This is a genomic window from Bacillus testis (assembly GCF_001243895.1).
Lineage (GTDB): Bacteria > Bacillota > Bacilli > Bacillales > DSM-1321 > Bacillus_AD > Bacillus_AD testis.
On sequence record NZ_LN851182.1, the window covers coordinates 1 to 21,569 of the forward strand.

A 21,569-nucleotide genomic window follows, 5' to 3' on the forward strand; every position below is an offset into this window, starting at 1 on the left:
ATCAATACATGGTCATGTATTGTTCTCTCTCCCAAGGGTGGACCTGCGTGCGGAACATGTTTCTACCTGTCATTTCCATTCTGATAGTTTCCATTAAGTCATTGGTGTTGATAAAACAAGGTTTCTTTTGGCGGGTTTTTTAAATCACTTTATACTATATTAATCATTTGTGGGTTTTATGTGGGTTTTGATGTGGGTGTGATTTTTCATTATCGCACCCACATTTATTATAAGGAAAAGGGATAACCATGCAGGTTTCGCACAGTTCCAGGATGTTCAGTACCTTGACATTTTGACCACAATTTACACACTCACCGAATTTCATACATATTCCTCCTTATACGGCATTGCCGATTTGTTTAAGCACATTAAGTATTAATGGAGATACCTGTATCAATACATAACCAAGCCCGGCATTCTGGATTGTTGACCACGCCTTTTCGGCATTCCCGAACATGAAAAAGAATAAAGCGCCCACAATGATGACACTGGCCACAGGGAAAGATAAGGCAACCAGTACATCTACAATAGGATCCAATACATGAGCGAGGGACTGGAGAGCCTTCTCACCCATCCATTCCGCCGCGCCCGTTTGGATTACAGGGCCGGTTGTGGCTGCGAATGCTGGTTTGGCGAAAACTAAAGGCACTGCTGCAGATGTCGCTATTCGAGTGATAATCTTTCGTGTTTTTCTTTGCTTTTTAACTGGCTTTTTCTGCTTATATTCACCGGACATAAAACTGTTGAATGATATGGTTTGTATGCCGCGCATGTCGCCACCCCTTTATCTGATGTCATCTATCATATAAATCACATACGGTAAGCCTTGGCATAGTGCCGCTAAACGTTTCTTTCTTAGTTCGGATGTAGTAAGCCATATAATAGTAGGGAAATATCCTAAATGCCCGGACAAAGCTTTGTTCTCAAATAATCCAAAGTATTCTTTGATCTTAGCTGCGTTGGCTTTCATTTTTTGCGTTCGATCTACTTCAAGGAAATGATATTTACCATTAGATTTAAACCAAGCATCGCATACGACTGAATGCACATTATCCCTAACTTTCATTTCATTTTTCCACTCTGCCGGATTGCCCATAAAGATATAAAAATCATTTCTCATAAGAACGTGCGGCACGAATTGATTTTTTCTTCTGACCTTGCTCGAATTGACCATTTCCCTGCCTTCATTGTTTAAATAGTAGATAGATGATTCACTTTCTCGGTAACTTGCTACATAAGGGGATAGAGTGCTTAGGACACGATTGGTATTTCTTACGGATCCAAGGCGATGTATTTTCTGCAACTGGTCCCGGTTAAGAAAGTCCAGTTTCTTCAATGATAATAGGATTTGCTCCTGTCTTTGGTTCAGGGGTTTTTGCAAGAGAGACACCTTCCTTCTTTTTATCAAGGATGTAGGGTGCTATTGTTTCGTTGATTACAGAGGAATTGATTAGTGGGGTTTGAACGATTATTCTTTTATCTGCTGTCTGAAAGATGGCACGGCCTTTTATTTTCGGTAGCATCTCTGCTCCGTCTTGATCTAACACCACTCTGGAAGCCGCGCCGGATTGCACCCGGAAGCATAGTTTTGCATCGCTGTTTTGCTTGCATTGACGAGGAATAACATCGCCGGTAGGGTATTGGGTAGCGAGGATTAACCGAAAGCCTAAGCCGGCTCCCAGACGGGCAATTTGAGACATATAGCGTTGGCAAGCTTGCTTTAACTGCCGTTCTTCCTTGTCAACTGCCTCATCCGGATTCAGTTCCCCAACCTCATCGATAATGATAAAGTGCCGTTCTTTTATGCCAGCTTCTGCAACGTTCTTTTTCCCTGCTGCACGTAGTTTGGATTGCATGGACCTCATTGTATTATAGGCGTTTTCAAGCACTGCCAGAGCTTCCGCAGGCTCATATGCTATAGATACAGTCTGCTTAATGTTTTCATAGTCACAAAGCTCCACGCCACCCTTTAAATCTACAAGATGAAGTTTAACGTTTTCCGGCTGCTGTCTTATCAGCGAATTAATAATGACATTGATTAAATTAGACTTGCCGTACCTTGTAGCGCCGCCCAGAGCTAAATGAGGAATGCTTTCAAAGTTGTGATATATCTCTTCATTAGCTTGCCTGGTGATCCCGAAGAACACCTTCCACCTTTCCGCTGCTTGAAAATGCACTTCCCTAATCATTGGATAATCGTATACTCTAACCTTCAGCAAGCCGTCATAGCTTATTTCCACTTCTTTATTAGCCAATAGTTTTCGCTCATAAATGCTTTTGAAGTTGGAGAAGAAATGTTTATCTAGCTTTATCTCCTTCAAACTCTGCAAATCCTTTAACTGCAGCTTTACTTCCCTCCTGTTTATGGCCGCTTCGATTGTTTTCAACTTCGCCACGTAATCTTGTGGACTGCGCCCCAAGGGGATTCTGTACCGGTATTCTGTCCCCCAATCATAATTTTTCTTTCTGATCAATTGGGCGGTTAATGTCTGGGTCCCGTCCTTTACATTAAGACCGGCCAGCGCAAAAACTTTGTTCAGTTTTTTTGAATCGCTCCCTGCCCCGTTCTTGGACAGATGCGCCTGCAGTGCCAAGCCTCCCATCACTGCCGATGACAGCACTTCAAAAATCATTTCTCCTTCCTCCTTTATCAGCGCCACCTCTTGATAACTTATTTATAAGTTATCCCTGGTAAATGGAATAAAAAATAACACATAAGAATGTTGATAAGTAAGCATCTGGACTGTTCTCAGGAAGCATTCCAGCATGGAAATAAAGTTGGTATACAATAAGGTACGGCAGGTAAGAATGTCCTATTACCAAAAAAGCGAAATTTAATTGCGGTTTTTTTATAACCATATTACTTAGAGGATTACATAGGTAAACAAGCGAATATGTAAAATAGGTGATCATATGTTGAATTCCAATATTGAAAAATTGCTGTTAGAAAGTGGGCTAAAGAAATCATTTGTCGCTAATAAGTTGCGTGTGAGTGTGCGGCAATTAAGACATTACGAGACCGGCCACAGCCTTATCCCTATTGATAAAGCATACATTCTTGCCGATATATTAAAGTGCAAAGTGGATGATCTGTACAATAGAGAGGATGAGTAAAAATAACATGAAGGGTAGAGTTTGGAATATTGTTCTGCTTATTTGTTGTCTATTCTCGATAGTTTTTGCGCACCAATGGGGAAAAGATCGGTTTAAAGAAGGATATGACAAGGGTTATGATAAAGCTTACGGTAAAGCGTATGAGCAAGGAAGATTAACTGGGGCTAGCCAAGAGAGAAGTCGAGACACCGACGAAGAACAAAGGCTTGAGGATGCAAAAGAAGCTGGGGAAATACTTAGGCGTTCTGCTACTGAAAATGAAACAGAATCCTTCTCTGAACCTGTATCCAATGCTGTGGACTTCAACAATTATTTTAATAGCAGTGAAGAACCTGATGATTACAATTGTGATGATTTCGAAAATCAAGAGGAGGCACAAGGAGTATTTGAAGATTATGGAGGCCCAAACGAAGATCCATTTGATTTAGATAGAGATGGAGATGGTTTGGCCTGCGAATACAACTAACAAAAAGAGCCCTCTACTCACCACGAGTAAAGGGCTCTTTCCATTTAATTTGTTTGAAAGGTGACTTTATTATATCATTCGGCTTTGATATAAGCAATGTAGCCAAGTTTCTCTTTTATCTGTTCCACAGCTTTCTTGGCTGAGGTTTCACTGGAAAATACACCAGTCTTTAATCGTAAGTCTCCATGATCGTTGAAAGGATAAACCGTCCAACCTAACACCTTTTTCACTTTTGCTAATGCTTCCGCTTGTTGCTTCTCGGTTCCAAAGGTTCCTGTGACTAAGCGATAAAATTTGTTTTTTGAAACGGATGGACGTTCAACGGCAGCTTCTTTTATAATCTTGCCTGTAAACCATGCTAAGGTACGCATACCGTTGATTGTATTGAGATCCACGTTCCCTTTAATACCAGAAACTTTGCCGCCATCTGTATGCTGCCATAAATCACAGTTGTAAATTGGTTTCTGGCCGTACCGTGGAATCCAAAGGAAATCAGCCTTCACCTTGTCCATTCCATACGATTTATAGAAGTGATGACCGGTATATAATCCAATACGATACCCGGCATCTTTGCAAGTATCAATAAAAGCCTGTGTCGCTTTCACTAACTCAGCCACAGACTTACAGGTTTGTTCTTCGACATCAAGCACCAGAAACCTTGTTTGTTTAGTCGCTGTCTTCAGGAAGTCTCGAGCCTCTTGAATGGCATCCTTTTCATTCACGAATTGAGCATAGTGGTATAACCCGTAAGGGACACCATATTTCTCGGCACCTGCTATGTTATTTTTGTATTGCCTGTCCGTTGTATTGCTGCCGTACTTAGTCCGTATGATAACAAGAGAAAGATCCTTTGATGCCTTCTCCCAATCGATAACACCTTGATGATGTGATACATCTGCAATTTTCATATCCGGCCCCCTATTTCAAGTTCTGTCTCTTCAATGCTCTGTCTTGCACTTTACCCTTTTTACTTACATATGTGTTCTTCCAGACGGCATAGATATTGATAAATAAGGCTGCACCGGCAGCAAACAAAACAACAAACGCATCAATGCTTTCTTTCGTGAACCAGTCAAACGAAATGCCGATTGTGCCCAAAAACAAAAGGAGACCCGTTAGGAATCCACCGATTAGAATAGTCATGTCTTTCATGTAAGTTCCTCCTATTTCATTAATTGCTCAATGACAAAATATAGAATACCGCCGCCACCGACCACCGCGCCTAACAACTTCCAAACTTGCATATTGTTATTTTGCTTAATGGACAAGGTGTGTGTAACAAGCTCCCGGAAAAGCTGGTCCTGTTCTTCTCGCTGCTTATTGATTAGTTGTTTTTGTTCCTTCCCTTCTTCTAAGAGTGTCTTTTCAATTCTAAGTTGCCCGGTCTCAACAGACTGCATTTTCTGTTGCATATCCGAGTAGCTTTTTTCTAGGCTGATGATTCTTTGTTCGTGGTCCTGTACCATTCTTTCCATGTTTGATCCCTCCAATTTTGAGACCCCCCTTTTACCCCATATAAAAAAGGACCTCAAAAGAGATCCTTAAAACTTTGTAAATCCATCTTTGTCTACGCCTTTGTCCTTTTTGAATATGCTTACAACGAAATCTTTTAAATTAAAGACAAACCAATACACCATTGCCAATACAAGAGGTATAACAATTATGCCGTAGAAAATGGTAAGCGCACTTTCTATAATGGATGTTAAGAAAAGATAAGCTACTATTGCCAAAGGAATGCCAATAACAACTACCAGAACTGACTTGAGGCCTTTTATCAAATAATCACCACCTTTACCGATTATTCGCCTCTTTCGCCAAAGCAGTAATTTGGTTATCAATAATTTTGATTGCTTCTGCTTTTGCCTTTCCATCCATATCCATATCCTCGATAATTGCTCTTTTTTCACCCTGTAGAGAACTGATTTCTCTAGATATTCTGCCAAACTCTTTGAATTTGTCAGAATTGGGGTTATCTGAACTGTTTTTCTTCGCTGACTTTTCTTGACGTGTTAACTTATCCAGATTTGTATAAAAATCATTAACACTTTTGTTATTACCCTCAAGATTCTTCACAACAAAACGATTGAATATAGGTTTGTCAGCTAAGCCTCTATCAGGCATATCTGGTCTTTCGGTGCCTAATGCTTGCGAAACCCAATCGGTCCCAGCAAGAAAATACTTACCCAGCCCTCCGGTATACCCTTTAAAAACATGCTCCGCTTTTCGTGGAGAGGTTTTAGTTAAAGATCCGAACTTTTTAGCCAATTCACTTTGATATGGCCCGAACTGATCTTCAGGTAATAAGTCTTGTTCACGCCGCGGGACAATCGGAGAATTAAATGTAAGACTTTTGTTCCCGTACACTTCTATCCAAGGTTGGATGGCCGTTGGTATCCAGTTTGGTGTAAAAGCATCCACAATCGTTTCCCCAAAGTCTTTAAATGATTCGGGATCGTTCGTTTTAAGGTAGTCAAGTGTTCTCTCTGCAGTTGTTCCAAACAAAACACCTGCCTCAAACGGTTTAGGGAGTTTATAAATCTGACCGTCTGCTTCAAAATGCCAATATAAATCTTTATCACGCTGCGGTAATTCCTGGTACCAATCTTTATCATGATTATAATAGTAAGCAACCATAGAAGGAAGCGTTATTGCCGAAAGTGATTTAAGCGTTGCTTTAGTTGGACTTTCCTTAAAAGTTCTCGCTAATTTATCAATTGATTGCACAGCAGCATTAAAGAAAGCTGTTACTTGGTTGTATTGTCTCCCTAAATTCCCCGCTCTACTGAAGTCGATTAAATCTCTGGAAGCAAACGCAGCTTCTTGAGGGGTAGCCCCTTTTTTAATCCCTTTCTTAAATTCGCCAACACGTGTTGCTTCCTCTGTGATCTCTGAAATCTTCCGTAATGGTTCAAGTGCTTTATCGAAAGCTTTGAAAGGTAATTCTTTCGGTTTGGATAGTGTCCGTGCAACTTTTTTCAAAACCGGTTCTTTAATAAGCGTTCTTAAATCATTTTGAAGATATTCCCTATCGAGAGTCGAAAGGACTGAGTTAGCACCTCCATTATCTTTCCACGCCCAATAAGTGCTGTCTTTCTTCAAAACATTCCCTAATCCATTAAACATATCGTAAAAAGGAATAAATCCATATTTCGAGTTAATATAAGCAGAGAATTGATCTCGGAATATATTGACAGGTCCGAAGTCAGGAGATAATACCGCCCCTGTTCTTAATGCGTTTGTAGGCTTAGACAGCATTTTAATAAAGAAGTTTTGTTTAGGAGCATCTAAAGAAAGCATGGCTTTATATAAATCCTCTTGCAGTTCCATCTCTACTTTTTTACCGTCTTTATACACATACACTTTATTCCCTTGTCCCTTGAATAGGTTATCTACGGCATTAGATTCCCCTTCAACAACTTGGGCGCCGGCTCTATCTAATGTATCGGTTAATTCATCAATAGATAAACCTTTTTCAGTTTTTACTACACGTCCCCAAGCGTTATCGCCAGCATTGTCCACTAATTCAAGCAACGAACGGCCGGCACGGTTTCTTTCCGCCATGTTCAGTGTAAGGTAAGTGTTTTTGATAATACTTTCAATCGGATTCACGATTTCTTTCTGTGATCCTGTTCTTTCCTTGATTGGTTGGCCAAGATTGGCAAATGTCTTTTTAGGATTGGTTAATGGCTGGAATCCTCTAACCTTTGGTTCTTGTACCCGGAACATTGGTATATAGTTTGGATTCTGTTCGCGAATAGCCGCAACAGAATTGACATCAAGAACACCAGCATCAACTAACTCATCCATAAGAGTATTATTGTATTGTAGCAGCTCCTGATGAACAGCAGCCATTCCTGGAGATTCTGCTTCAATCTGTTTAATGGTTGCATCTGCCAGTTGTCTATCGGATAATCCTTCGACATCTTTCGGTTTAATTCCTGCAATAAGTCCTTTCTCATCGTAATCTAATGCACGTTTAGATGTAGCATATGCAAGAAAATCGTCCATCTTTCCTTCTATCGGTTTGATTATTTCCTGTAGTGACTTGCCGACTTTCTCCGTACCTCTATAAATACCGCCTTTCAGATACGTTTCAGCTTTGCCAGAAACACCACGGGATAAACGGGCTTGGGCATATGGGTTCTTGTCAAACGCCAAATCCTTACCACCTAATTGTTTTGAAGCTTTTTCTAATGGCCGGAGGTCATCGACCATAGCAGTCATAACTTTATCGAACGACCATTTTGATTTAACTTTATCAGGAGATGTATTGATTTGTTTTTTAACAATTTCTTTAGGGTTAAGAATATCGACTGGCTCCCGGTTAATTGGTGCTTCTCCTTCTCGCAACCGGACTAATGAACCGCCATTACTTGCGGATTCAATCGGTTCAAAATCCCTACCAGATTTCAATCTAGTGAAATCACCTTTTGGTTGGACTTTTTCAGCTGTCGCCGCTGCTTCCTGCATGTCTCTCATTTTTGTAACAAAAGATGAAAAATCACCTTTTGGTTCTGCTTCTGTCATGTGCTGTGCTCTTAATTCTCGTAACGCATCAATGCCTTTTGCTTTGTTAGAAGAAAGAGAATCTACAACGCTTTCACTTGGTCGCCCAGTATAGGTAGGTACTTCGCCTTTAGCAAGTTTACCGAGCTGTTTAGAAATAACATCACCAGCACCACGTAATAACGGGTCAGCTACAGCGCCCGCTCCTGTGCCTATTGCAAGGTGTTTAAGATTATCCTTATAGTTGTAGTCATCTGGATTCAATCCTTCTCTGATGGCTATTTCAGCCGCACCCAAACCTGCTCCAGTTGCCGCCCCTTCCTTAGCATATTGAGCTAGTCTGCCGAATCCCTTCGCTTCTTTTGCTCCTAAACCGATTGCTTTTGCACCCTTAGCAGCACCAATACCAGGTACGAGATATCCGAGACCACTTGTGGCTAGATCGGTAACGCCGCCTTCTCCAATTTTACGATGTGTATTGTAATATTGGTCCCGGTCGTTTACCCTCTTATCCACGTTTGATAAAGCACCGAGAGAAGCTGAATCCAAGAATCGATTCATGCCCCTTGCAACTTCCTTGGTGGACTTAGACTGCTTATGATGAAGGAACTTATTAGTAGCTTCCTCTTGAGACACATCATCAAAAGGGTTAAAAAACTCAGCCGCTGCTTTAGTTGCTTGGCCGAGCTCTGACTTTTTTAGATTCTCGATTAGCTTAGGGATGCCTTTCTTTTTCTCTTTATTATTAGCCTGATGTTTGAGTAAGGCGGTAAATGGTTCATCCTTACCTTCTTTGTTCCGTTTGGCAAGAGAGTTTAAGATGTTATCCTGCTTGTCGGCAACAGTTTTCACATTTTTCTCGCGGGCATCCATCCATTCCCGGAATTCCGCAGCTTCACTTTTGGATAGCCCTTTCAATTCCATGACGGTATCGAATTTATCATTCTGGCTCTTCCCGAAAAACTTATTGCTAGGGAGAGGATTGATTAAATCCTTCTCCCATTGCATAGATCGCCCTTTCTCTGCACTTCGGCTGTTAAAAGTAGGGCTGTCATATTTGATGTTCCCTGAACGTCTCGGAGAACCTTTTTTCTTCTGAGGAACAGTGGCCGTCTTATTTTCTTCATATAGTTGTTGGGCTGATTTCTTTTGCCCGAATTTCAGAAATGGATTGTATGCCATCTGTTACCCTCCCATAAGCTTCATTTTGTCCCATGCTGTTAGCTTTTTATTATCTCGTACAGAAGGAATTGCACCTGGATAAATGTCCTCAATTTTCTTTCTGGCCTTACTGCGGCCTTTGTTCAAGTTTTTCGATTCGGTTTCATAATACTTGCCAAGGTTTGACTGATTAGATTTATATTTCTGCCCTTTCCACTCTTTGATTAATTCATCGTATGGATCAGAGCCGGCAGAACCGCCGAGGGCTTCCTGTGCTTTTGCTAATGCTTCTTCATAATCAGCCTGTGCCTTGGCTGCCGCTCGCGCCTCCCTTAACCGTTCTGCGTATTCATCCTTTGCTAATTCAGCTTGTGCCGCTGAGGTTCCAATTTTCCTCGCTTGTGCCATACCGTTTTCAAACGCATTAGCTCCGTACATTTGGGCGAAGATATCTTTATATTTCTGTTCATTGAAGTTATAGACCATCATTCACCCTCCTAGTACCAATGGTTTTTATTCCAGAAAGCAAGAGCGTTTTCTGGGGTTTTATATCTGTCTTTTACGTATTGAGCCATCATGATTAGCTGATTTACTGGATTGTCATAGCTTAAGCCTGTTTTCTTTTCATACTGCGCTCGTGTTGATTTCAAGAACTGGCCATATCCGTATGCGGTAGATTTTGGGTTTTTAGCCGTTGGATTAAAACCACTTTCCCTTTTAACAATCTCTGTAAGGATTGGTACCCATGCAGAGTTGACTTTTCCGGTTGCGACTGCTGCCGCCATGTTTTTATTGAAACTTGCTGTACCCTTTGCGGCTGAACCGCCAGAGTTGCTGACAGTAGAAATGGCGCCTGTAGAAGCATTGGTATACCCATTAATAGCCGCTTGGTTCTTGGAAAGTTCAATATTGCCGTTGTATTGCGTTTCGTACATCTTCCATGCCATTTCTTCACCGAATTGCTTTTTATTCCATTCCAAATTTGCTTTATCGGTTGCAGACATATTATTGAACGTGTATTTCCGCCATGCATCATCAGAAGCAAATTGTTTTTTCTGCCATAACAATTCCTGCCGCCATTGGTTATCCGCCATGTTGTCTCTGCCTTTTTGATACTCAAACGTTTTATCCCATTTAGCATCTTCGAGTTTATCCCGTGCGGCTTGGTAAGTGTCCTGCCCGTTGTACTTCCCGGTAACCTGCGCCTCCTGTAAAGCATTCATATATGCATCTTGGCTGCGCTTATAATTTGTATCATCCGCATAACGCTGGTCAGAGATAGAATCACGACCGAGGTTATAATTCCATTCATTTGCATATCGATTATCTGTTACGGCATCTCTCTCACGCTGGTAGCCCAATTCATCCGCCCTGCCAGTTGCCTCAAATAACGCCTGCGCCCGCTGTGCTTCTAGTTGGGCAATAAGCGCCTGTTCCTGTGCCGGATTATTGATATCGCCAATCTGACGATCATAGTCATTCATCTGTTGCTGTTCCTGTAGTGTTAAATCACCAAGAGACTTTTGACGAGCCGAAGCAAGAGCTGCTGTAGCTGTCACATTTTCACCAGATGAGTTAAGACCGTTTGCCGCCATCATTTCCTGTAGCCGCTGAACATTTTGAGCATTGACCACATCTGCTTGATTACGGGATGATTGATACTGTGTACCGGTCTCCGCTTTCTGCTGATTGATCTTGCCGATGGCTTGGGACTGTGAATTTCTATAAGCTAACAGTTGCGCTTCTTTTTGTTGGTCCCATATAGAGTTGACTCCATCCAATTGCTGTTTCAGATACGCCTGTTGGTCCCATTTAGCCGTATTGTTGGTCGGTAACTGATAGGCACTGTTATCGGTTGGAGTAGTAGGTAAAGGCGTATATGACGGAACTGCAGACGGCGTTTTAGGTAATGCATAATCTTGGCCAGTCAGATTTTTGTAGTGCTGTAACTGGGCTGTAATATCCATATTCTGATTTTGGCGGTTCTGTATAACCGTCTTAGTTCGCTCAATTTCCTGGTTCTTATCCGTATAAGTTTGCTTTGGTCCAGAAGTTCCGAAGCCAATACCCCATCCTGCTTTAACTGCCATCTTCTCACTCCTTTATATAAAAATAAGACGAGCCGAAGCCCGTCTTTTAGACATAAAAATACACCTAGATAGGTGCTGAGTTACTACGCATTATGTTCCTGTTTTAAAACTTGCGGAGATGCTAAAATCATTTCCTTTTCTTCTTCACTCAACCTCCCTTTATTAACTTGACCTTGCAAGTATGGTTCATCAACTTTTCTCATAATCCACATATTTAATAAAAACGTATAAACTGGATTCATTTAATCATCCCTCCATCACCATTAAAATCATATTTTCTAACATTTCAATACGTTTTTTATCGGTCGGAAGTGCTAACTCCCCCATCTCGAACCATCCTCTATCTTCGTTGTATTCCATTTCTCTTTCTTCGATAACTGCACCTTCTGGCATAGGTTCGGATGATTCCCATTCGCCTACATTAATAATCATTCCATTTAACACAATAACTTTTTTCATCATTTTGCTGTCCACCCCGTATTCCCTGTACCATTGGTTTTTATATAAAGAGTAGTTGTCGTTGACCCTCCACTAGTTCTTAGATAAAGAGTCCCTGGTGAAGCGGTAACTTTCCCTTCGGGTACTACGTCTCCTGAAATAATTAGACGGCTGTCGACAACTTTTTGCCATGGAAACCACGACCCCGAAATTGTTCTTGTCCGGTGATAAATTTCATCACCACTTATAGCCTGTGAAGCTATTTGTTTCGCTCCTGTTGTGTCTTTATCAGCTATCACTTGGACTAACCACGGACGCTCACTGCGAGAATCAGAGAAAGGTAGAGATGTTGTGTTTGAACTATCACATGTATAGGATCCATTACTAATCAAATCATCTAAGTTACCTGCGTATTTTTTTGTCGTGGGCGTTGCGGTCAGTTTAACTTCATTAATCGCATTAACAACATTTGATTTATCGTTTGTAGTCAAGTTGGCTAAGGGACCAATTTTATTATCTACTTGTCTTAGTTCTTCTTTTGTCGCCGCCCCTATAGGGGTTGTGCCATCGCCAATTCCTGAGCTAGCATTCCACCTCGCTCTTTCTTCATCAGTGATATGTTTTGAGTTGTCAGCTGTATGACCGTCTAACTTCAAGCTAAGCCCCTTTGAATAACTTTTTAAAGCAACCAATAATTCTTGTACGGTTGAACCTGTTAGTTCCTCAATTTGAGCAGCACCGATATTAGATGCAGCCGATGGTTTATTAAGCGCATCAATAAGACTGTTAATGAATTTTCTTAATTCTTCCGGCGGGGCATCCCAATACTGTTTTAATTCTGCAGCCGACATACCGGCGCTCCCATAGTTCGGCAAATCAGGCAGATTTGCAATTAATTTAGAGATTTTATCTAATTTGGGAAATGCCATCTACTTCACCTCGCTTTGATAAGAATATTTAATACCTAGGCTAAGGATCCCAAGCCCTTCATCTAAATAGTTGTTTTCAAAAATCAACTGAAAATGCGTTACTTTTTTCGCTTTCACCTTAATTGCTTTCTCTGCAGGAAATGAAGCGAAAACAAAAGAAAAATTTCTAAAATCTATATTATTGAAATCCAGAACGCCTATTTTAGTAGATTTCAAAAGATTTGAAGTTTTCTTATCTGACCTATAATAAATATCAGCCCCACCCCTACCCATAGGTTTAAGCGAGTAAAATACTTTAGAAATCATTTTCTTCCGCTCATCTGCGCCAAAAGTAAAATATTTCGACTTCCAGACAGCTTTGATAGCTTGCCCATCGTCATTATACGGTCTAGGATCGGAATGTTTTTTAAAACGATATAACAATCCCTCTTTAGAACTACCAAAATATAATTGCCCGTTAAGTTCAAGGAAACAAGAAGCAGGAATATTGTCATAAATGAACCATTCGCCATAAGGATTGGTTTCTGAGCGTTGAGCATAATCGAACATGTAGACATTCCCGTTTAAAGCCAACCAATACTTTTTATCAAAATCAACGGAAACTGCTCGATCCAAGTTTGGCTCTTTTAAAAGCCTGTCATCAATATTAGCTGATATATGGCTGACATTCCTTTCATCACGAACAGTAGAAGATGTTAGCATAAACACACCATCTTTAGACAATGAAACAGGGTTATTCTCAACGATTTGAATAGATTGTCCCGCCATTGTCCCGATTGTGTCATTCAATGGCTTAGATGGGAACGTAGGGTATCCATCGCTATCTATTTGATAGGTTACTTGGTGCTTCCCCCCTGTGCGTTCAACAATGAGAGAATCATATTGTTTGGCAAACCCCATAATCTTTTCTTTCGACTTGTAAAATCCATTCTCAGGCCAGTAAGTAACATCATATAACCCGCTACGGAACATGACATCAGGCATATCGGGATTACCAGCCAAGAATACACGGGAATCGTTCGCACCACCAAAGAATGTATGGAATCGGCATTTTTTAATTTTGTTGGGCATGTCGGTTGCCGGCTTTCGCGCTGTGATAATGACGTTGTTTGTTCCTTTAGGTGGGGCGGTGTTAAAATCTATAAATCCTTGTCCTGGATTATAGTTAAATGCCCCTGTATCTGGAATATTTTTTCCATCCACTTGAACCCTTATATATTCACTAACTAACCCTTTTTGAGATAAGAAAAATCGTTTATCTTCTCCGTTTCCGCTGAAACTTTCTCTGAAGTCAGTACCCAATAAATTAAAATCTTCATGAAAGGTACCACCCCCTGTGGGATCTTTAGAGATGAACATTGTAGGAATATAAGGGTCAATAGGCAGGAAGTTAGTGCCATCATATTGCAACAAGTCCTTACCATCCAGTACATAACACTTATCATTCATGGTGAAAAAATCAACTCTGTTGTTGGCCAGTTTGTCATAAATTACGATCGGCTGATTATTCCCCGATTGTTTATAGAGCTTCGTACCATGCGCCATTAAAAAAATCGCTGTTCCATCTGTCTTAACGAACTCATAAAGTCCATTAACTGGGCCCGAACCAAGTGATGTAGGGAATACCCTCTCATATCCCGTCCGCTTATTCAGCGCCCCTCGCTCATCGATGTTCATATTCAGCATTTCCGGTGATTGCGACTGATCTATTTGAGTAGGCGTGACACCTACGTTCATTCCTTTAAACGGTTCAATGCGGAGTAAAGGAGGCTCCGCAGGTGCTTGTGTATTGAATTGAATCATGCGTTACCTCCTTACCAATTAAAAACGTTCAGTATTGTTTGCGGATAGTCGTTATTGCGCTTATACAAGGCTTGCAGCTTGGTGTAATACAGATTCATGAGCCTATCGGCAATCGTTACATTTTCATCTGCTAGAGCCATGCCACCCATGTAATAAGGGATAATTTGCTGTGCGTACTGATCTACTTCAAACTCATAGGAATCTGGCGTTTTATCGTCCAATTCTGTTGGATTCTTATGATATATCAATTCAAATGAGCCGGTAACGTTCGATGGTAGACTAAAGCTGCGCCCCTGCACCCTAAACGGAAGAAAAGGACTGCCGTTTAATAGCATGCTCCCCATTTCCTTAAAATCTTTCGGCAAGTCATAGCGAGTATAACCTGTTGAATTGTTGCCGAACTGTTCCATATAGAAGGATGACTCGATTGGGATCTTTTCACTTATCTCAAATTGCGCATCATTCGCGAACCGATTCATCCGGTTCAAATAGTCCGCATTCTCATTGTCTGGAATGAGCGTTCCGTCAATGGAATACTCAGCCATGACGGATAACGCTCTTTTCTTTGCTTCACCGAGGTTCATTCAAAAACCCCCTATTTGATTTCGTCAAATTTGTCCATGTCATATTCAGCTTGTAATGTCTTGGCAACTGATTCATTGTAGACATCTGCAACCACTTGTGGCACTTCTAGCTGTTTCCCAACCGCTAGCACCCACTTCTGCCCATTAATGATTACTTCTTGGTGTGTGGCTCTATTAATTCGGTCTGGTTGGATAAACAATTTTGTTTTCGGCTGCTTAAGGATCGCTTCTCTCTCAGACAAAAACTCGTTTTCTACTTCTTTTTGTGTTTTGTTAGCCATTTCAATTCCTCCTAAATATAGGAGAGCCTAAGCCCTCCTTAGTTAATTGCTGATTCATAACGGACGATACAGTTCTCATTCAAACGGATAGCTGTAAATGCTGATTTCCAAGCAACAGTGCTGTATAGGTTCATAGGGTTTGATGTATCAGAGTGATCGCCTGCAGAGTTTTTAACAATGATTTCTGGCTTAGATGAACCTTGGATATCAGGGATACCATAAGCATCTTCACCGATAACAATCGTTGCGTATACATCGATTGGTGGCGTTCCTGCACCCGTACCAGCATAAACAGGAGCTGTAGTGGCTTCCATGAAGTAGATGCCGTACATTTGCCCTGCAATACCTTGTTCACGGTTCTTAGTGTCAACATACGTGTTTTGGTCTTTCCATTCTTGCATCTGCATGATATTAGCAATGACTTCCGGATGAGTGAATGCAAGGTAGCCTTTACCGCCAGAAGGTAGCTTGATTTGTTTTACATTGTTTTTCACCAAAGTTGTACGAATCTTAATGATGTCTGCCGCAGTGATTTTATCGCCTGCCGCTACTTGGTTACGCGCAGTCTTGGAGTTTGCATAACGTACATTTGTACCGGCTGCAAGCAAGTCACGAACGATAACATCCATAGATAGTGCCGCATGATCTCCAAACATTTGCGCTGTTTCTGTAAGCACTGGGTCAAGGCCTGTCAAGTCCAAGAAGTCAGATAGTTTTGTCCATGCACCGTATTGCTTTACAGTAGCCGCAATTTTAGTGATGGATAAGTCAATAGCATCCGGTGTTGTACCCTCTACAATGGCTGTAGTGGACAATGCAGGCAGTTCCATACGGCGGAAAGAAGTTGTTGCCCCTGCACGCTTAGGAATATTGGTTTTCTTACCGTATTTCATGAAGACAGTCTGATCAATCAAGCGCTCCAATAGTGCGCGTTGGTAAAATTCAGCTTGTTCTGCTGTTAAAGCGTTATATGCTGCTCCTGTTTGAGCATAAGTTTGTGTTTTTGTCGGCATCTAATTGCCCTCCTATAATTGGTTTCGTTCTCCCCGTAATACTTGGTCAACCATGCTGTTAAAGTCATTCTTAGAGAGCTTAGCAACACTCGAATTATGATTGACCTCAGCACCACCCAAGGCTCCCGGTGAACTGTTTTGATTTTGTTGAAGCTTTTGTATAGCTTCCTGTTCTTTCTGTTGGCTGAGTGACTTGTAAGTGGAACGCAAATAAGCATCTAACAATGAGATGCCCGTTTGTTCTTTCAATGTCCATGCTTCCGGTGGAATCTGATCAGGCTTCACATCCGGGAACTCTGAAACAAATTCATTTACTTCACGTTGAAACATTTCTTGCTCATGCTGCTGTCGTTGGATATCCCTTAATTGCTTGATTTCTGGCAGTTCAGATACCAGCTGTTGAAACTTATCCGGGTCTATGCCAGCTTCTTGGTAACGCGCATTCTGTTGTTCTCTCTCCCAATCATCCAAGGCTGCAACCATTTGTTCATGGCTATCGAAACCGGATGCACGGGCGACACGGTTAAGGTATTGTTCCTGCTCCTGTGCCTTCTGCTGTACTTTGTCATAGTTCATGCCCTTTTGGATGTAGTCCGGAGCTTCATCATAGGACACTTGGCGTTCTTCTTTGTTGTACTTTACTGTGAAGTAATCCTGTGGTTGGGATTCTTCCTGTGTTTCCTGCTGCTCTATTGGTTGTTCTGTAACTTCTTCAACTTCTGGCTCGATGGTTTGGTTGCCATCTTGTAACATTTCTTCTTGCATATAAAATTCTCCTTTCGACTATGGTTGGTCGAATTATTGAGCAGTTTACCGTCATGCTAAGGACAATAAATTATTTAATGATTTCCCAATCTTCGGCGAGAATATCACCTATCGAAGGAACCCACATAGCATGTGAGCCTTGTGCATTCTTAATCTGTAAATATGGCTCAACTTTGAATAAATCCCCTTCATTAAGCCCCCAAGCTTCTGCCGTTTGCTTATTAGATGGGATTCCTTGCGGATAGCCTTTTTGATAAACAACAAACATTCCTTTGCCATTCCAACCAAGACGAAAAATCTTTTCACCTTGTTTAACTGCTTCTAATGCTTGACCGAATTTCATCATTACTCCTCCTCATAATAAAAAGACCTACTGTTGAGGTCCCATAATCGCTTCCATATACGCTTGTTGTTCTTCTGGCGGCAGCTTTTTAAATTGTTCCTGCTGATGCTTAGGTAGTTGCGCAAGTAACTGGTCAAAAGGATGAGGCTGGTTTGCCTCTGCTTCCTGTTGTGCCTGCATATCCGTTTGCTGTTGTTGCATGGCCGCCTGTGCTTGCTGTTCCTGCTGCATCATCTGCTGTTGTTGCGCTTGCTGTTGTTGCATCATTTGTTGCTGTTGCATACGCTCCTGTACGCTCTTAAGCAATCGGTCCTTGAAAGGAATTACGTTCTTAGGAGCAAAGCGTAAATATTCCTCTAAAGTGATCTGTTGCGTATCGAATAACTTATCAAGCGATGTCATCATAAGTGATTCTGAATAAGAAGATGAAGGCCCGACATCTATTTTTAGGCTCATGTCTACATCCGCATATTCAGAACCGTTAAATGGTTCTGGCTTGGCTTCTTCATCATCATCTTTCATTGGCACCATACGAGTGGTATTGTACTTAGTCTTGAAAAACTCCAACCATATCAACCCTATATCTTCTACCGCTTGATAGAATCGCCGTTTGATAGATTCCAACGGAACGCCTGCTGCCTTTTGCAAGAGCATAATAGCCGTTGCGTTAAGCTGCCCTGTCTTCTGTTCACCGAGCATGGATTCATTTGCCCCATTGATTTCACGGGTATACGACAAAAAGGCATCCACTAATGCAGATGCTTGGTTGGACATTGTGCCCGGATTCATGTATTGAAGAGCATTGTTTACACTGCCCTGTGTGCCACTGTTTACATGGATCACTTCACCAGGAGTGTTTGTTATTTGCTGATGTACCAGGTTCTTGTCAACAATCATCTTAGGCCATCCTGTAAGCTGTACAGAAAGCAATTGCATAGCCATCAGCATGTTAATGCTCTTTTGGTTAGGTATAAGTCCCTCGACATCCGAAACGCCGAATATAGACCGTTTACGGCGCTCCCATTGCATGACAACAACCGGATATAGTTTGATGCCTAATTCTGTCTTAGGCTTTACCACGATATTACCAGACACCTTCATGAAGTACACTTGACCATTTTCCTTCCAGTACTTCGTGATGACTGTTGTTTTGTCGGAATCTTTCATTTCCTTCTTAGCCATGTCATAGCCTTGGTCCTCTGTTTCCTTGTCGCCTACAATAAGGGATATCATGTCTTTGGATACACCGGAAGATTTAGCGAGCTCTCGGACATTCTTTACTAGGTCACGATAGGTAATAAGAATATACGGCTGTTCTTGCACTCGATGATTCTGAGGATTGCCAGGGAAGAAGTTGACCGGATCAATGACTTCTCCTTCCATCTCACCTTGATACTTTAGCTTATTGCCACCTTGCTTGCTGTTATCCCAATAGTAATGCCAGATACAAGGGCCTGTTGTTGCACCGGATTCCAATGCTTCTTCATTCAGTTGATCCTGCTTAATGCGCTCCCATGTAGCATCTGAAAACCGTGTAAACTTTTCAGCAGCCTCAAACTCTGGTGTTTGTTCTTCTACATCCAACGCCGTGTAAACCATACGGATGTTCTCATTCATTACAGAAGCTACCTTATGATTGATAATCTGCTTGATGATATTGAACACTGGCCGCGGTAAATCTCTGGTCGCATTCGTTGGAGCAGGCCATTGATCGCCAGACTTGAACCGTTCATATTCAGCCCACTTACTTACATAGCCCTTCTTATACTGTAAACCTTCCTTGTACTGGTTCTGTACAGCACTGGCGGTTTCCAACATGCTTTCATTCTTCTTCACTTACTCACCTACTTTCTGCCGGTCCATTCATCCATTCAGATAGGATGTTAGGGGTCAGCTCCACTTCTTGGGGCTTACTGTCCGGCAATGGGCTCTTAATCTCCATCTGCGGCTTCTCATCGTGCTTTAGTTCATACTGCCACTTAAGCCCCATATGAACGCCCTTCAACGTAAATAAGCCCGTTACCAGTGCGGTAACAGGAATACATACAGCTAATACAATCACCATATCATGTACCCGCTCCTTTCAGGTTCGTTTGATTGGAACATCCAATGCGGATCTTGTTTTCTGCCTTTCTTCTGTTCTTCCATGTAAATGATAGCTTCGTCATTCAAGGCGTATCGTGTCATGTCGATAGCATGGTTGTTTTTGTCTGGATACTTGGCTTTAAAGTTGCCATTAGCATCCTTCTCTAGCTCATAGGTTAAGAACTCCCTTGCTGTCTCTGGACAACGTTTGTCATCGATTATGATTGCTTCAAGGCTCTGCAGGAACTTGATACCGTATTCAACCGTATCTGGTCCCTTCTTCACGCCTGTTACCCGTAAGCCATACTGAGCAAGCTCATATATACTCTTTGGTTCGGCTGAATCAGCATAGATCAGAGCATTATCCCTGTTCTCAATCGCTATATGTTCATATGCAGCATAATTGGATAAACCAACCTTATAGAACTCATGGAAGATGTACAGGCATTTCTTCTTGCGGTCGTAATGCATGACACCATAAGAGAATGGATCTATTGCATATCCAAAGTCAATACCTCGCTTGATATTCTCAAATGTGCTAATTTCTTGGTCTGAGATAGGCCGTATCTGTACATTGTCAAATACTTCCCCGCCTGTCCCGACAACTTCACCGAGATATTCATGAGCATATGCCATAGGCTTTGTTTCTTTTAGATGTTCTGCCTCGACAATAAATTGATCCCCAAGCCATTGCCGGGGGACTGTTAAGTAATTGCTATGATGGAATAACCGGTCATCCCTGGTCAGCTTCACTTCTGCGTTCACCCAGTTGTTAGAAGATCGTGGAGGGTTATAGCTGTAAAAGACTGTAAACTTCTCACCGCCACGCATAAGGGACTGGTTTATCATTCGTATTTCTTCCATGCCATTGAACTCATCAATTTCCTCGAACCAGATAAACTTGCAATATCCCTTACTGAACTTGATAGATTTAATCTTCTTTGGATTGTCTGCCCCACGGAAGATTATCTTCTGTCCAGTAGGAATGTAAGTAAGACCGAGAGGGCTTATACTCTTATGCCAGTATGCATCGACACCAAGCATTTCAATTGCCCAAGATAGTTGCTCATACACTGAATCCTTTAGAGTGTCTTTTACCTTACGCATGGATACAGCGTTTGCTTGTGGATCGTTCATGATGCCGAATATGATTTCAATAGCGACAAAGGAAGATTTCGTACTGCCCCGGCCGCCTCCTAACCAATAATGGGTATGGCCATCTTTCTTTAGGTCGTTGTGTATCTTCTTGAATGAAGGAGCGATGACATCCGAAAGCTTAGGCATCGTCCTCACCTATGTCGTCTATGATGGTTACACCCATATTGCCAGTGAGGTTCTTGTTGTCTGTCCACATAGCGTAGCGCTTGCCTATAAGCTCCAAAGCCTTCAACCTATCCTTAGCGCTTATACCTTTGGTGACTATTTCAGGGCCGCTTTCACCGAATACTACAACATCCTCTTGCTCCTCATTACGAGCAAAAGAAGTTACTGTCTGCAGCACTTCCTCAGCGCTCATGATACGTTTATCAGCTAATTCCTTTAGTCTTTCATCAATGTAGGCTTTCAAGTGAGGTTTTCTGAGGTTTTCATACCCCATCTCAGTTGCAGTCTTTTCACTGTATCCTGCTTTAACAGCAGATTCTGAGGCGTTCCCACACTCTATATAATAATCTGCAAATCGTTTCTGTTTCTCAGTCAGTTTCATTTCAAATCACCCACCCCCTTCTTATCCGCCACCCAACCATTATTAGTTGGACAACGTAAAAAAGGGCACATAGAAATGCCCTCATTGATCTTGTTTACCCATATGCATGATGTGCATTTCTTCATGTCCTTCCCTCCATAATAAAAGAGCACCCCCGAAAGGATGCCCTTCTGTACTAACCACCTGGATTAACTCTACCCATAGTTTCCACCACCTTGATATGTGCCGTCTTTATTGTTTCGACAAATATCGTTGGTTTCCTGCAATTCATTTCTAATAACACAGG

At 41.7% G+C, this 21,569-nt stretch carries 25 protein-coding genes; 2 read left to right on the plus strand and 23 right to left on the minus strand.

All coding sequences use genetic code 11. The features are described 5' to 3' along the window. Positions 1–337 precede the first annotated feature (337 nt). The 3 genes from BN1765_RS00215 to BN1765_RS00225 are packed head-to-tail and all read right to left on the minus strand — an operon-like array spanning position 338 to position 2,633. Entirely contained in the window at positions 338–772 is a 435-nt protein-coding gene (locus tag BN1765_RS00215) for a TrbC/VirB2 family protein (RefSeq protein WP_050613321.1), read from the minus strand. Positions 773–784: 12 nt separating this feature from the next. After that, positions 785–1,336, minus strand: a complete 552-nt coding sequence (locus BN1765_RS00220) for a replication-relaxation family protein (protein ID WP_069202967.1) — start codon at positions 1,334–1,336, stop codon at positions 785–787. Further along, complete coding sequence (locus tag BN1765_RS00225; RefSeq protein WP_050613322.1) at positions 1,314–2,633, minus strand: FtsK/SpoIIIE domain-containing protein; 1,320 nt, start codon at positions 2,631–2,633, stop codon at positions 1,314–1,316. Before BN1765_RS00225 ends, BN1765_RS00220 begins: the two co-directional genes overlap by 23 nt. 280 nt (positions 2,634–2,913) lie before the next feature. Here BN1765_RS00225 and BN1765_RS00230 point away from each other — a divergent pair, with 280 nt between their 5' ends. After that, complete coding sequence (locus BN1765_RS00230) at positions 2,914–3,114, plus strand: helix-turn-helix transcriptional regulator (protein WP_050613323.1); 201 nt, start codon at positions 2,914–2,916, stop codon at positions 3,112–3,114. Positions 3,115–3,121: 7 nt separating this feature from the next. Next, positions 3,122–3,580 (plus strand): excalibur calcium-binding domain-containing protein, encoded by a 459-nt coding sequence (locus tag BN1765_RS00235; RefSeq protein ID WP_050613324.1) that lies wholly within the window; start codon positions 3,122–3,124, stop codon positions 3,578–3,580. 74 nt (positions 3,581–3,654) lie between these two features. Here the strand turns inward: BN1765_RS00235 and BN1765_RS00240 are convergent, their stop codons facing one another. From BN1765_RS00240 to BN1765_RS00330, 20 genes are all read right to left on the minus strand, one after another. Beyond that, positions 3,655–4,488: a GH25 family lysozyme gene (locus BN1765_RS00240; protein ID WP_050613325.1), complete on the minus strand. Its 834-nt coding sequence runs from the start codon at positions 4,486–4,488 to the stop codon at positions 3,655–3,657. Between the two features lie 10 nt (positions 4,489–4,498). Further along, complete coding sequence (locus BN1765_RS00245; protein WP_050613326.1) at positions 4,499–4,732, minus strand: phage holin; 234 nt, start codon at positions 4,730–4,732, stop codon at positions 4,499–4,501. Between the two features lie 11 nt (positions 4,733–4,743). Beyond that, on the minus strand, positions 4,744–5,055 hold the full coding sequence (locus BN1765_RS00250) for a hypothetical protein (RefSeq protein WP_050613327.1): 312 nt from the start codon (positions 5,053–5,055) through the stop codon (positions 4,744–4,746). 66 nt (positions 5,056–5,121) lie between these two features. Next, positions 5,122–5,358, minus strand: coding sequence for a hypothetical protein (locus BN1765_RS00255; RefSeq protein ID WP_050613328.1), 237 nt, complete (start codon positions 5,356–5,358; stop codon positions 5,122–5,124). A gap of 13 nt (positions 5,359–5,371) precedes the next feature. Beyond that, positions 5,372–9,268, minus strand: a complete 3,897-nt coding sequence (locus tag BN1765_RS00260) for an LPD38 domain-containing protein (protein WP_050613329.1) — start codon at positions 9,266–9,268, stop codon at positions 5,372–5,374. 3 nt (positions 9,269–9,271) lie between these two features. Further along, positions 9,272–9,736 (minus strand): hypothetical protein, encoded by a 465-nt coding sequence (locus BN1765_RS00265; protein WP_147554119.1) that lies wholly within the window; start codon positions 9,734–9,736, stop codon positions 9,272–9,274. An 8-nt stretch (positions 9,737–9,744) separates the two neighbouring features. Next, positions 9,745–11,337 (minus strand): aggregation-promoting factor C-terminal-like domain-containing protein, encoded by a 1,593-nt coding sequence (locus tag BN1765_RS00270; protein ID WP_050613331.1) that lies wholly within the window; start codon positions 11,335–11,337, stop codon positions 9,745–9,747. A gap of 83 nt (positions 11,338–11,420) precedes the next feature. Then, positions 11,421–11,579 carry a hypothetical protein gene (locus BN1765_RS20225; protein WP_187119413.1) on the minus strand — a complete coding sequence of 53 codons (159 nt, stop codon included), beginning with the start codon at positions 11,577–11,579 and terminating at the stop codon, positions 11,421–11,423. Between the two features lie 4 nt (positions 11,580–11,583). Then, positions 11,584–11,799 carry a hypothetical protein gene (locus BN1765_RS00275; protein ID WP_050613332.1) on the minus strand — a complete coding sequence of 72 codons (216 nt, stop codon included), beginning with the start codon at positions 11,797–11,799 and terminating at the stop codon, positions 11,584–11,586. Beyond that, the gene (locus BN1765_RS00280; protein ID WP_050613333.1) at positions 11,796–12,704 is read right to left on the minus strand and encodes a pyocin knob domain-containing protein; all 909 of its coding nucleotides are present in this window, start codon (positions 12,702–12,704) and stop codon (positions 11,796–11,798) included. The genes BN1765_RS00275 and BN1765_RS00280 overlap by 4 nt, the downstream gene beginning before the upstream one ends. After that, positions 12,705–14,507 carry a hypothetical protein gene (locus BN1765_RS00285; protein WP_050613334.1) on the minus strand — a complete coding sequence of 601 codons (1,803 nt, stop codon included), beginning with the start codon at positions 14,505–14,507 and terminating at the stop codon, positions 12,705–12,707. It lies immediately after the preceding gene. An 11-nt stretch (positions 14,508–14,518) separates the two neighbouring features. After that, positions 14,519–15,091 (minus strand): hypothetical protein, encoded by a 573-nt coding sequence (locus tag BN1765_RS00290; protein WP_050613335.1) that lies wholly within the window; start codon positions 15,089–15,091, stop codon positions 14,519–14,521. A gap of 11 nt (positions 15,092–15,102) precedes the next feature. Further along, entirely contained in the window at positions 15,103–15,372 is a 270-nt protein-coding gene (locus BN1765_RS00295) for a hypothetical protein (RefSeq protein WP_050613336.1), read from the minus strand. A 38-nt stretch (positions 15,373–15,410) separates the two neighbouring features. Further along, positions 15,411–16,385 (minus strand): N4-gp56 family major capsid protein, encoded by a 975-nt coding sequence (locus BN1765_RS00300; protein WP_050613337.1) that lies wholly within the window; start codon positions 16,383–16,385, stop codon positions 15,411–15,413. 12 nt (positions 16,386–16,397) lie between these two features. Continuing rightward, complete coding sequence (locus BN1765_RS00305) at positions 16,398–17,150, minus strand: hypothetical protein (RefSeq protein WP_050613338.1); 753 nt, start codon at positions 17,148–17,150, stop codon at positions 16,398–16,400. 70 nt (positions 17,151–17,220) lie between these two features. Beyond that, positions 17,221–17,493, minus strand: a complete 273-nt coding sequence (locus BN1765_RS00310) for a DUF2829 domain-containing protein (protein ID WP_050613339.1) — start codon at positions 17,491–17,493, stop codon at positions 17,221–17,223. 27 nt (positions 17,494–17,520) lie between these two features. Beyond that, positions 17,521–19,329, minus strand: coding sequence for a portal protein (locus BN1765_RS00315; protein WP_050613340.1), 1,809 nt, complete (start codon positions 19,327–19,329; stop codon positions 17,521–17,523). A 4-nt stretch (positions 19,330–19,333) separates the two neighbouring features. After that, a complete protein-coding gene (locus BN1765_RS00320) occupies positions 19,334–19,558 on the minus strand; it encodes a hypothetical protein (RefSeq protein WP_050613341.1) in 225 nt (74 codons plus the stop codon). Further along, the gene (locus BN1765_RS00325) at positions 19,552–20,862 is read right to left on the minus strand and encodes a PBSX family phage terminase large subunit (protein ID WP_069202969.1); all 1,311 of its coding nucleotides are present in this window, start codon (positions 20,860–20,862) and stop codon (positions 19,552–19,554) included. Before BN1765_RS00325 ends, BN1765_RS00320 begins: the two co-directional genes overlap by 7 nt. After that, a complete protein-coding gene (locus tag BN1765_RS00330) occupies positions 20,855–21,283 on the minus strand; it encodes a terminase small subunit (RefSeq protein ID WP_050613342.1) in 429 nt (142 codons plus the stop codon). The genes BN1765_RS00325 and BN1765_RS00330 overlap by 8 nt, the downstream gene beginning before the upstream one ends. Positions 21,284–21,569 lie beyond the last annotated feature (286 nt).